Consider the following 12811-nt stretch of genomic DNA (forward strand, 5'->3'; position numbering starts at 1 on the left):
TCAGCGGTTAAAATAGTACCGCAAAGGCGCAGAGAACGCAAAGATTTTGAATTATAAATAATGTTAGTTTTAATTTTCTAAAATTTTTAAATAGGACTTTATCACTTTCTCCCAAGTAAAATCTTGTGACCATTTTTTTGCTTTTTGGGAATAGGGTTCATAATTGTTTAATATTTCTTCCAATGCATCAGCCAATTGATTTGGGTCTTTGGGGTTAATCAACTTGCCGGAAACTCCATCGTCTATTGCATCTTCAATGCCACAGCCTAAAGATCCGATTGCGGGTATTCCCAAGGCGTTGGCTTCCAAAATGGCAATTCCAAAACCTTCGGCATCGCCTGATTTTGTGGTTTCGCTCAACATAACAAAAACATCGGTTTGCTGCAGCAATTCTATTTTTTCTTCTTCCGAAACTTTTCCAAAGAAAACCACCGCCTCCTCTACTCCCAAATTTAGAGCTAATTTCTCCAATCTATCCCTGTCAGTTGGAATGCCGACTATATGATACTTGAGGTCGGGATACTTTTTTAAAAGAAATGGCAAGGCATTAATAATATTTTGCTGCCCCTTACGCTGGGTTACATTGCCAACGGTTATCAACACAGGAACGGGGTCATTTTTAGTTTCAACAGTAACAGGAAGTTTAATTTGGAATCCATTCGGAACAACTTTAATTTTCTTAAGAGAAAGATGCGAAACCAAGGATTTGGTATAATTGCTTACAGCGATTATTCTATCAAAACGTTTTAATGATAAATCCGTAAGGTTTCGAAGTATTATATTGGGTAAACGCACTTCACTGCCGTGAATGATGGCTATAAATTTTTTTTTAGAGAAAAAAGTGAGGAAGGCGCCTAGCCAGAGTGAAAACTTACCGGAACAAATAATGAGTTCGTTGTGACGAAGCAGTGAAAAGGCAGTGGCAATACGGTTAAGGTAGCTGCGGAAAATTATTTTTTTTCGTGCAATCCGAATTACTTCAAAAGAGAGTTTTTTATCAAAAACTTTTTCAGCTTCGCCATTGGCTGATCGGGCGTCGCATACCAATTGAATTTCAAAACCATTATCCTGCAAACCCTTCGCCAAATTATAGGCGTGGTTGCCAATGCCACCCGGTTGGGGAGGAAATTCGGAGGTGAGTATAAGGATTTTAGGCATTAAATTTAGGGTTTGAAAATCATTATTAATACGTACATTTTTTTACCGCAGAGACGCAGAGAACGCAGAGTAACAAATTAAGGGCATCTATACCTTTGCGCCCTCTGCGCCTCTGCGGTTAAGAATCGGCACCTAGTTGTCCAATTAAAGCCCCTTCTATTAACTTTTTCGATGCCAATCGCCAAGAAATAAACACCTGCAAAACTACGAATGGAAACAAAAATAGGGAGATTAGCATCCCCAAGGCCAACATTTTTTTGTTTTTCTTGTAGCGGTAAGGGATTATGGATTGGGGCACACTTCTGATAATGGCCAATAGCGCTCTTTTTCTTCCGAAATATTTTCGATAGAGATAGAGCACGCTGGGGATGGGCCGTGGGGCAAAGAGTTTTTTTGGACGGAAGGCATCCCAGCTTCCCATTTCCCGCAAGCCGCCAGAACCAACCTTTAAGTGTATTCTTCCGGCATAGGGATTTGAAATATTTTTGTAACCATTTAAATAAGCCCTTAAACCAAATTCACCATCTCCCATACGTTGTTTCTCAAATTGACGGTCGAAAAGACCAATCTCTTTAAAAACCTGCTTTCGTATGAGCACGTTACCTGTATCTATTTGATCTGAAATTCTAAAGTAGGAATAATTCTTCGGGACTTCAGCACCCACGGCAGAAATGGAAATGCCAGAGGAAATTTCAGATTTGAAATAATCGAGACATTTAAGGTGATTGGTAATCCAAATGGATTCTACCCTACTGTCATCATCAAAAAGGAGAATGTATTCCCCTTTTGAAATTTCAATGGCGTGGTTTCTGGCAAGCCAAAGCGCACGTTCGGTTTGTTGTACAAGTTGAATTTCTAAATTAAACTTTTTGTAGAAATCTGCCTGAAACGGAGTGGATTGATCTACCACAATTACTTCAAAATTGGTGTACTCCTGTTTTTCCAAATCCTCCAGAACATCCTTTAAATATTCATAACGATTCAGCGTGGGAATAACGATACTCACCAAAGGATTTTGGGACACCAAAGATGACTGAAAAGAATACCATTCTGAATATATAATAGGATGCAGTTGATAATTACTTCTTTTTACATCGCTACTCTTTTTCCAAGCAAAAATTTCACTGTGCGGATTTTTAAAAGAAAAGAGTCGCAACATCAAAACATAGAAAACCCAAACTTGATGAAAGTATTTCCGCAGAAAACGGTATTCGTCCACGAGGGGAACCTTTTCAAAGGAAGTATAAACCTCTGCGTTTCCTATATATCCTTTATTAACCGCCTGCCATGAGAGATCGTATTCCCTTGCTTTTTCACTTTTGAAATTTGGTTCTGGCTGTAGTTGTGCTACAATCTCTTCAGGAAGTTCATTATACTTTGGAAAAATGGAGGTTCCATCTTTTCTATTTAATTGAAAATAATGGGTAGGCTGAAGGTATTTTAAGAAGTGGAACAACATCAAGAAATTGTTTTCGGTAAAGGGGCATTTTGTTCAATTCCTTTTAAGTATGAAAAGTACGGTTTCTCATTGGGCAAAAGTAATAGATGACATTTTCCCCTTGTTTTTAAGGGTTCACCAGAGATCAATTCTTCGGCCGTTTTCAAGTACCAAACTCTATAATCCATTTTTCTGCTCCACGCTATCATCATTTCCGTGGCCTTTTTCATGCCAAGGTTCTTTACATTGTGCATTTCCACAAAAAAAGTGCATTTGGTTTCTTTGGCCAAGGTTTTTGCTCCTTCCATAACCAATGTCTCTGCTCCTTCCACATCAATTTTAACAAGGTCGGGCCTTAAACCGTAATAGGAATACAGATAATCCAAGGTAACGGTTGTTACATTTTTAAAGGAGTTAACAGCAGCTGCCGACTCAGCATGGCTTGAGTGCATACTGCCTGCAGCACCAGCACCAAGTGTATAAAACTTAACCATTTCATTAAGCTTATCACTCACAAAAGCTGAATAATAGCGAGCCTTAAACCCCAAATTATTATTTAAGAGATTGCCTTGCGCCTTTTGTAAAGCCAAAGGATTGGGGTCTACCAAAACATAGTCCCTATCAGGGTCTTGTATCATTGCCAGAAGCGCTGTATAACCAATATTGGCACCAATATCAAAAATAACTTTGTGATGTTTCGCCAAATAGAAAAACCAAGCGTCGTCCTGATCGGGAGTAGCGCGAATAGTTTCCGAATAGGTAATTAGTGGAATGCCGCAAAGGGACGAAGATTTGAGTTTAGTATCATTCTTTTTTATGGAATAGTATATGCCTGAAAGCCATTTTTTAAATTTCATCTGTCTTTGATATTTGATTCAAAAAATTCTTAAAAAACCCTCCCATAGTCAACTTCTCCTGCCATAAGGTCCTGTTTGCATGCTGTAAATCTATAAAATCATTCTTAGAAAGTGCCTCGTGAAACTCCTTTACTTTTTGGGCTACTTGAGTACGCTCCTTATAATCCACCCACACCACCTGCTTTTTCCAATCGATTTCGTTGTCAAAGGGCAAGGCACAATCAGTATTTATAAAAACGGGGATTCTGCCCATGGCCAAGGTTTCGTAAAACCGAACGGAGAAATTGCCAGCCCCTCGCACGCAAACTACGTAGTCTGAATCTTTCAAGTTGTTGTAAAATTCCAAGGTAGTCCTGTGTGTGTCTTTATGCTCCGTAATTCCGGCCCTATATTTTTTTCTAAGTATAAAATTGGTTTCCGCAAACGAAGCTTGCTTTAACCTTTTTAAAACTGAAGCTCTTAAAAAAGATGTGGATAACAGTTGCTGGGCTTCGTCTTTTGACTTTCCAATAAAGCTTTTTAGATTTCGCAAGGATGTTTTGAAAACCTCTTTTGCGGCATTGAAAGCAGAAGGATTGGCTTGTCCGCAAAAACCAACTACAGCTTTTGTTTGATAGGGTCTTTCAAAAATTTTATCTGTCTTAAAATACTTTTTTAAGGGATCGGCAATAAACGCTGGAAGTGCGTATTCGTTGTTGGTAAATTTAGATTTATAACCGCTGGGACGAAGTACAATCAGATTTCCGTAATAAGGAATCCGCACTCCAAAATCGCCTGCGTTAAAGGCAATCACCTTTTTGTTGGCGGCAGCACATTCTTTTACGAAATTGATGGCGAGCTTTTGCTGTTTTGTTTTCAGGTAATAATTCCAGGCCATGGGCAACAGCACTGCATCGGCCGCTTCCAGCTCCTCTACAAATTCAAAAGCGCGTTCTGAAAGTCCGTACAAGGCTATCCGCTCCGCGTCGGTAAAACCTTCATTTTTAATAAAAGGCTTGAGCAAAGGAAAAACCAATCCGCGGTGGGCTTTGTTGTAGTGGGATTTTGGGTAGTAGAGTTTCACGTAGGTAAATATAGTGTTTAGGATATTATAATTTAAGTCGGAAGGGGTTCTCGATACATTTTTTATTTTCCGCTACCGCTCCAAATAAAAACCACTCGAACTGACAGAGGGAAGCCAATTGTCAGGTCGAGTGAATTTTAAGAAGGCGAGAGCCGAGTTAAAAGTTGTATCGAGACCATTTTTGATGGGGAGACAGCTTTTGCAGAACAAGGGTTCTCGATACATTTTTCATTTTCCGCTACCGCTCCAAATAAAAAACACTTGAACTGACAGAGTTAGGACGATTGTCAGGTCGAGTGAATTTGAGGGAGGCGATAGCCGAACTCAAATTTGTATCGAGACCAGTTTGCAGAGAAAAACAGCCTTTGCAGATAAAGGGTTCTCGATACATTTTTTATTTTCCGCTATCGCTCCAAACAAAAAACACTCGAACTGACAGAGTTAAGACGATTGTAAGGTCGAGTGAATTTGAGGGAGGCGGGAGCCGAACTCAAATTTGTATCGAGACCCTTTATTTATTAAACTTCTTTTTAGCAAGGTTCGGCAATTTATTATATTCTTCATTGATCAGAGCCTCTTTTTTAGCCTTTGACCATTTTTTGATTTGTTTTTCCGTCGATATAGCCATGGTTATCTCCGTAAAAGTGCAATAGTATACCAGTTCAACGGGTAGTCTGGAAGAAGTATAACTGTTTAAATGTTTTCGGTGTTGATGGTCTTCCAATCGCTGGGTCAGATTGGAAGTTACCCCAGTGTAATAAGTACCGTCTGAACAGGAAAGGATATATACGTAATAGGTTTTCATAAAATTAAAGTAAGAAAAATTTGGAGATTTTTTCGCGAAAGGGTTCTCGATACATTTTTTATTTTCGCTATCGCTCCAAATAAAAAACACTCGAACTGACAAAAGTAGGCCGAATGTCAGGTCGAGTGAATTTGAGGGAGGCGGCAGCCGAACTCAAATTTGTATCGAGACCATTTTTTGCTGGGGAGACAGCTTTTGCAGAACAAGGGTTCTCGATACATTTTTTATTTTCTGCCACCGCTCCAAATAAAAAACACTCGAACTGACAGAGGAAGGCAGAGCAACGGTTCTCGATACATTTTTTTAACACCGCTAACGCTATGTTGAAAAACACTCGAACTGACAGAGTTAAGACGATTGTCAGGTCGAGTGAATTTGAGGGAGGCGGCAGCCGAACTCAAATTTGTATCGAGACCTTTTTTTGCGGGGAAACAGTTTTTGCGGATCAAGGTTCTCGATACATTTCGACAAGCTCAATACAAGCATTTTTTATTTTCCGCTACCGCTCCAAATAAAAAACACTCGAACTGACAGAGGAAGGCAGAGCAACGGTTCTCGATACATTTTTTTAACAACGCTAACGCTATGTTGAAAAACACTCGAACTGACAAAAGTAGGCCGAATGTCAGGTCGAGTGAATTTGAGGGAGGCGGCAGCCGAACTCAAATTTGTATCGAGACCTTTTTTTGCGGGGAAACAGTTTTTGCGGATCAAGGTTCTCGATACATTTTTTATTTTCCGCTATCGCTCCAAATAAAAAACACTCGAACTGACATAAGGAGGCCGTGAAAGGTTCTCGATGCAAATCCGAAAATGCTATCTTATTTTCAGATTCACTCGAACTGACAGAGGGATTAAGAGTAAAAATTCAAAAACTCCTTCTGTTGCTTTTCAATATTAAATTCTTCCTTCACGCGTTTTTGAGCGTTTTGTGATATTGTTGATTTCTCTTCGGGACTTAGGGCCACTACTTTACTGATTGTTTGCGCCAAAGCGTTTGGAGCGTATTTCTGTACTACCCAGCCCGTTAGTTCGTGAAGCACATTTTCGGATAGTCCCTCGGCATTACTTACTATACAGAGCTTGCCCATGGCCTGTGCCTCCAATACGGCATTGCAAAAGCCTTCCTGTAAACTGTATTGGATATATATACTTGCACTCTCCAATTCATGCTTTACCTGATGATGCGGTAATTTTCCCAAAAATAGAACCTCATTTCTTAAACCCAACTCATAGGCCGCAAAGGCGATGCGCTCATATTCGGGTCCCTCTCCTATAATCTTATAGGTAAAATTCAAGCCTTGCGCTTTCAAAATCGCCAAAGCTTCAATAGTGTGTACAAAGCCTTTTTTCCAATGCAGGCGACCGGTGGTCAAAAAAACTATATTTTTGGGTTCCTGAAAATCGGTTGGTTTTGATTGAAATAAATTAATATCAATTGCAGGGGTAATTTTTTCAATAGGAATACTGTCTGGTAGCCCATGCTTTTTTGCCAATACAAGTAGATCATTAGATATGGTATGCCCTTTATTCAAATATTTCCACAGCATTCTATAACAATCTGGTTGTTTCACTGGATAAACAGCAATATCAAACCCCCGAAAGCTCACCGCCATTTTTGCATTTATTGCTTTGGCCACCGTCTCACTGCCCAATGCTAAGGTCGCAAACCCAAAGTGCAGCCAGTCCAAGTTGGCTTTTAGCAAATGTGCGTTTAGATATATCTTTTTAAAAATTTGAAGAAAACCATTGCCATCTTTCCGTTCCAGTTCTATATAACGCATTATCACGGGAAAGTGGGGCAATAGCAAAAAGAATTCCTTTATAAAATACAAAAGCTGCAAAAATGGGTAACGACTAATGTTTGGGGCTTTTATAACGGGACATAAAGTAAAACCATTTTTATTAGTTTGACAATATAGGCTAACTGTAATACCATTCTCTTTTAATCCCTTAATCTTGGAATAAAAAAAGGTTTCGGAATAACCAGGGGTTTGGGAAAGGACAATGCCGATTCGCATATTTTATTTTGTTATTTCTGCATATAATAATTCATGTGCGGTTATAAATTTTCTATAATTGAAATTTTTCTTCACATAGGTCCGCAATGAATATCCCAATTTCTTTCTCTCCTGGACTGGGAATAATTTAAGCCCTTTGATTTTCTTAGATAATACCTCTTCGTTTCCAGCTTCAAACAAAAGAGTTTTAAAATCTTTCAAAACAAAATTTATACCCGATATATCAGAACCTAAAACAGGTACTCCCATGCTCATAGCTTCCACCAAGGCCATAGGCATACCTTCTTTCCGGCCTTCGTTTAATGTAGGAATTACATATAAATCCGAAGCTGCAATATAGGGGCGAACATCTGGCTTTTTTCCCAAAAAATTTACTTGTTCATCAATATTCAACTGTTTACATACTGATGTTAAATATAGACCATAATCATTTGTATTATCACCTAGCACTGTCAATTTCATTGTTGGGTCATTGCACTTTTTCAAAGCTTTTAACAAAATCTCAATACCCTTAACAGGCACTAAATTCGCTACTGTTATTATATTGAATGTGTTATTGGCATTAAGTTTTTCAGGAAAGAGTTTCGGATTATAATAGGTTGTATCAATACCTAAAGGAATAAGTTTTTGATTTTTTTTCTTCGGAAAATAATCGCGCATTTCATCATTGATGGTTATAATAAAATTTGCGAGAAAACTTCGTATTTTCCAATGTCTATTACCCCAACTCATTGCCTTTTTGGTATAGATCCATTTGGTACCTGCCAATCTTGTTGCCAAAGCTTCTGTCCAATCACTGCTCCAATGCCAAGAATGGACAATATCGTATTTATTTTCTCTTATAAATTTTCGTATTCGCCTTATTCGGGACAATAAGGTAAGGTAAGGTCGGTAGGTTGTAGTGGTTTCAACAATATGGATTGGCACCCCCAAACTTTCAATTTCCTTAAAAAATGCTCCATTATTACTAGAACAGGCTATTTCTACTTCATATAGTCCTTTATCCAATCCTTTTACTAGATCATATAACACTTTACCGCTGCCTGCGGTATCAAAGTTTGGAATGGTATAAAGTATTTTTATTTTATCTCTTTTATCCACTCATCAAATTTGTATAGGTTCATAAAACTTTTTCTTTTCATAGAATGAAAACTATATTCGTAATATGGATTTTCAATGGGTAAATTTAAATTATTAAACTTCTCATATTTTTTTTTAGAGATAACTCCTACACCCCAATCTGTATCGAAACATATAGAATATAAAAACTGGTGATGACGGAATTTATAAAACGCTTTCCATGTAGTTCCATTCCAAAAATTGCGCGCAGGGGAGTTTAAAAAATCATACGATTCTCTCGCATGAAACTGTGTAGGTGGATTACAATCGTGAAGAACGATAAATCCAGTATCTGATATATAATCTAATGAATTTAAAATATCATTTTCTACTTGTCTCGCTAAATGAAGCCCATCAATAAAAATAACATCGAATTTTATATTAACATCTATTCCTGTAGTTCCATTTCTCATTTTTTGAAAAAATTCATCTGAAGTCAATTTATAATCAACTGGGTTCTCTTTAAATTCAATTCCTGGGTCAACTGAAAATTTATTTTCACAATTTATTCTATTAAAGTTTTTTTCTGGATTCCTAACTCCTATTTCCAAATAATTTTTTGCGGGTGTTAATGATAGAAGATAGTTTATAACCGCAGTACGCCTTGGCATCTTTTTTATCTCAGATTGTGTCTCAACATTTGTACTTTTAAAATAAGAATCATTAATTATTCTCTTACCAACTGTATAGGAATTTATCAGGTTTATTACAAATTGTTTCAAAGCTTTTACTTTTTAAACTTGTTATATAATCTTTTTTTTACTTTTTGAAAAAATCTTTTATCTCCAAAAAATCGTAAGCTAAGTAATATTCCTTTGGCAAAAAAAATAGCACTAGAATTATGTCCTAACTCCAACAATAACTGAGTTCTATATGCGTATTGATAATCTTTCCTAAAAACAATTTCAGGATATTCATTTGCGAAGCTACGCAACAACTCCCTAGTAGCAGCAAACTGTTTTTTTTTGTTAGATGTTACGGATGTTCTCTCGATCCTTCTATCCAAACGAACCAAGACCTCACGTAACCCATAAATTTTTGACACCAATGAAAACCGCAATATATAGGTCCAATCAACACTAATGCTTGGATAATGTTTAGTAAAATACAAACCATTGTCAATATGCACGGATTTTCTAAACATAATACAACTGTTCACTACTTTTATTTGATTTCGATAATTCAATAAAAACATTTCCTTTCCCTCTGGGTACTGTTTTCCAGCCACTAACATTCCAGGAAATTTCGAGCTTACCTTCTCTCCATCCCAAAACTCGGCAATACCCGATACCAAACCAACATCACTTTTGGAATCAAGTAAGTCAACCTGCAATTGCAACCGGTTAGGATAATAGTAATCATCCTGCTCTGCCACTGCAATGTATTCTCCTTGGGTATTGGCAACCAATCGGTTCATAGTAGGACCTAATCCGAGATTTTTTTCATTTTTTAAAATAAGCATATTTTGGAAAGAAGCTTGATAGGTCTTTAAAATTTCCTCTGAATTATCGCTCGTTCCATCAATGCAGGCCACCAATTCTATATCTTTAAAAGTTTGGGCTGCAAGACTTTCCAAAGTTGCCTTTAATGTTTTCTCCCCATTATAAATTGGTAATATTACAGATACCTTCATAGACTACTCATTCCTTTGTTTCCACACCGATAAGGTAAGCAATATACTCAACGGATGCGAATAAGTAACCGAATCCAAAGTTCTAAAGCTGTTGTAAAAACGCGCCAACAACGGCTTTGAAATAAAGGGATGCAAATTCTCGCCAAAAAGCCACTGCTGTAATTTTTCATCATTTTCCATCCCTAAAAATTGCAGTTCCCAATTGCGCTGTATATATGGTTTGCCCATTTTGCTTCTTAGCTCCCGTTTTAACTTATTCGCTATTCTGTATGGCAAATTGTTTGGAAAGGTGTTTTTTTCAAATGTAAAAAGGTTATAGGGTCTGTGATCTTGCCACGTAATTTTTGCCAAGGCCGGATTTTGTTGTTTAATATAAGCTATTTGTAGCTTCCTATCTGCCAGATATTCCTCTGGGACGGTACAGATAAATTTACACATCCTATCGTCATAATAGGGTAAGTTTATAGGGTGTGCGGCCTCAAAGACGGAAAGATTGACTGAGGTCCAGCGCGGCGCCCAATACAGACTTTTAAATGCCCGTAGTTTAGCACTTGGGTTTTCTATATCTATTTTATTTAGCAAGGTGGCAATTCTATCGCGCATATAACTTTCAAAATCTCCTTCAAGTTTCCACTCCTGCCATAGTGCATTTGCGAGTTCCATCCCTCCTTTTTTTACAATTTTCTTTATAATAATTTCCAACAGATCTTCTTCCCTTGTCCCTTCGGGAGCTCCCCGGTCGAACAAGACATCGCCCCAATGCCCCAGGGAAAACACTCCTTCCATTTTTTTGAATTCTTCCAAAACTGCCATTTGACGGGGATGCGTAAAGTCTGAATAACATTGGTTAATTGAAGCCAATTCTTCCAGTTTTGGCCACAAATATCCTGATTCTATTGTAAATTCCTTAAAGTCAAAGCCACATACCTTCGCAATTTTCCTCCCAATTGCACTTTCTGAATAACCACCTTTAAATGAATAGCTATACGCTGTAACGGGCTTCTTAAGCTTTGACAGAGCAACGGCCTGTGTCCGGCTATCCAAGCCCCCTGAAAGCGGCAGGATTACATTTGACTCTTTATGTTGTTCCGAAATGATTTGCTCAAAAAGCGAAGAAAATTCCTCCAAAGCTTTTTCAAAACTGATATCCCTTGGACTGTAATGCCATTGGAACCAAGGTTTGCTTTCAATTAAGAAACCGTTTTCATCAAGTGTATTTTCGGAAGCGGCAGGCAATACTTTTTTGTTTTTCCAATAGGTATCCGCATCGAGAAAGAAGCCCGTTGCGGCGAAGATGCAGATGGCTTGATGGTCCAACTCTTGGGGAGCAGCTACCTTGGCGAATTGTTGGTGGGGTGGAATTATGGGCGTTTTGATTTTAGTCACGGCTTGGGGAAGGTATTTTGGTGTGGTAAATATAGAAAATTAAGAGCTTGAACGTTGAACGCTTATCCTTTAAAAGTTTAACCACAGAGGCACAGAGTTCACAAAGGGCTCTGTGCCCTCTGTGCCTTTGTGGTAAAAAATCCTATCTCCCATTTAAGGAAACAACCTCATAATACAAATCCTCCATTCCTTTAACCATCTGTTCCTCATTATGTTGCTGTTCCACTTTTTTCCGAGCCGCCAAACGTACTTCTTCAACCTTATTTAGGGATAACCCTAAAAAATCCTCAATTGCTCCCGCCAATGTCTGAGGATTACGTGTAGGCACCAACCAACCGTCCTTATCATTTGTAATCAATTCGGGTACTCCCCCACAGTCTGTACTGATTATCGGTAACCCAATAGCCATAGCCTCCACCACCACATTCGGGATGCCCTCTTCCAAACTGGGCATCAATAGCAGGGAAGCTTCCTGCATTAGGTTGAATACTTCCGGTTGCGGCTTTCGTCTTTGCAAAATCACATAGTTATTCAACCCAAGATTGTCCACTAAAAACTGTAGCTCCTCATCGCCTGCACCCCCGATTACGGTGTAGTGAAATGGAATATTTTTTTCTTTTAAAAGTTTACAGCTTCGCAAAGCGTAATCATATCCTTTTTTCCAGTGTGCCCTCCCAATTGACAATAATTTTAAAGGGTTTGAACGTGTATATTCTTTTGAAAATAGAAGTTTTTCTAAGGGCAATCCTGTATAAATTACTTGATCAATCTTTTTTGGAGAACTCCAAATTTTATTGCCGTTGGCGGAGATGGCGTGTGATACCGAATGAAATCCAGCTATTTTGGGATACCATTTTTGTAAATATTGAAAATTTGAATCATCCACAAAGGGACGAACATTGTTATGAAAACCCCGTTGGCTCAATATTACAGGAATTTCTTGTTTGGAAAGTACTTCTTCAAACCAAGAAATTACAGAAGGCCATTGTAAATGTATTACATCGGGGGAAATTGTTTGAAGAGCCAAGTCTAAGTTTTGTTTTTGAATGGCGTTGCGATTACTTTCCAACAGTTTTTTGAGTGCAGAAAATAATCGCTGAGGTTTACCTGCTCGAAACACCCAACTTAAAGATGTAAGCGCAAGCCGAAATTTGTTCTGGTTGCTCCCCAGAGAAACATAACTTACACCATTTAAGGGGCGTGCTAACTTTTCATTAAACCCAAGAATATAAACCTCATGGTTTAAAGCCAGCCCCTTGACCAAACGGTTTATAAAAGGGGTGGTTTTAAAACTGCCGTCGAAGATTATTATTTTTAAAGATTTAGACATC

11 protein-coding genes are annotated in these 12811 nt (G+C 38.1%); all 11 read right to left on the minus strand.

Features of this window, described 5'->3' with window-relative positions; translation table 11 throughout:
- Positions 1-69 precede the first annotated feature (69 nt).
- Entirely contained in the window at positions 70-1158 is a 1089-nt protein-coding gene (locus AC58DT_RS02035; RefSeq protein WP_497215112.1) for a glycosyltransferase family 4 protein, read from the minus strand.
- Positions 1159-1276: 118 nt separating this feature from the next.
- Positions 1277-2617: a glycosyltransferase family 2 protein gene (locus AC58DT_RS02040; RefSeq protein ID WP_497215113.1), complete on the minus strand. Its 1341-nt coding sequence runs from the start codon at positions 2615-2617 to the stop codon at positions 1277-1279.
- Complete coding sequence (locus AC58DT_RS02045; RefSeq protein WP_497215114.1) at positions 2617-3453, minus strand: FkbM family methyltransferase; 837 nt, start codon at positions 3451-3453, stop codon at positions 2617-2619. Before AC58DT_RS02045 ends, AC58DT_RS02040 begins: the two co-directional genes overlap by 1 nt.
- Positions 3443-4516, minus strand: coding sequence for an exostosin domain-containing protein (locus AC58DT_RS02050; RefSeq protein ID WP_497215115.1), 1074 nt, complete (start codon positions 4514-4516; stop codon positions 3443-3445). Before AC58DT_RS02050 ends, AC58DT_RS02045 begins: the two co-directional genes overlap by 11 nt.
- A 511-nt stretch (positions 4517-5027) precedes the next feature.
- Positions 5028-5321 carry a GIY-YIG nuclease family protein gene (locus AC58DT_RS02055; RefSeq protein WP_497215116.1) on the minus strand — a complete coding sequence of 98 codons (294 nt, stop codon included), beginning with the start codon at positions 5319-5321 and terminating at the stop codon, positions 5028-5030.
- 854 nt (positions 5322-6175) lie between these two features.
- A complete protein-coding gene (locus AC58DT_RS02060; RefSeq protein WP_497215117.1) occupies positions 6176-7342 on the minus strand; it encodes a glycosyltransferase family 4 protein in 1167 nt (388 codons plus the stop codon).
- A 3-nt stretch (positions 7343-7345) separates the two neighbouring features.
- On the minus strand, positions 7346-8443 hold the full coding sequence (locus AC58DT_RS02065; RefSeq protein WP_497215118.1) for a glycosyltransferase: 1098 nt from the start codon (positions 8441-8443) through the stop codon (positions 7346-7348).
- Positions 8422-9183, minus strand: coding sequence for a class I SAM-dependent methyltransferase (locus tag AC58DT_RS02070; protein WP_497215119.1), 762 nt, complete (start codon positions 9181-9183; stop codon positions 8422-8424). Before AC58DT_RS02070 ends, AC58DT_RS02065 begins: the two co-directional genes overlap by 22 nt.
- 5 nt (positions 9184-9188) lie before the next feature.
- Complete coding sequence (locus AC58DT_RS02075) at positions 9189-10094, minus strand: glycosyltransferase family 2 protein (RefSeq protein WP_497215120.1); 906 nt, start codon at positions 10092-10094, stop codon at positions 9189-9191.
- Positions 10095-10097: 3 nt separating this feature from the next.
- Entirely contained in the window at positions 10098-11480 is a 1383-nt protein-coding gene (locus AC58DT_RS02080) for an asparagine synthase-related protein (protein WP_497215122.1), read from the minus strand.
- 142 nt (positions 11481-11622) lie between these two features.
- Positions 11623-12810 (minus strand): glycosyltransferase family 4 protein, encoded by a 1188-nt coding sequence (locus AC58DT_RS02085; RefSeq protein WP_497215123.1) that lies wholly within the window; start codon positions 12808-12810, stop codon positions 11623-11625.
- Position 12811 lies beyond the last annotated feature (1 nt).

Source organism: Aequorivita sp. CRS11 (assembly GCF_059693805.1).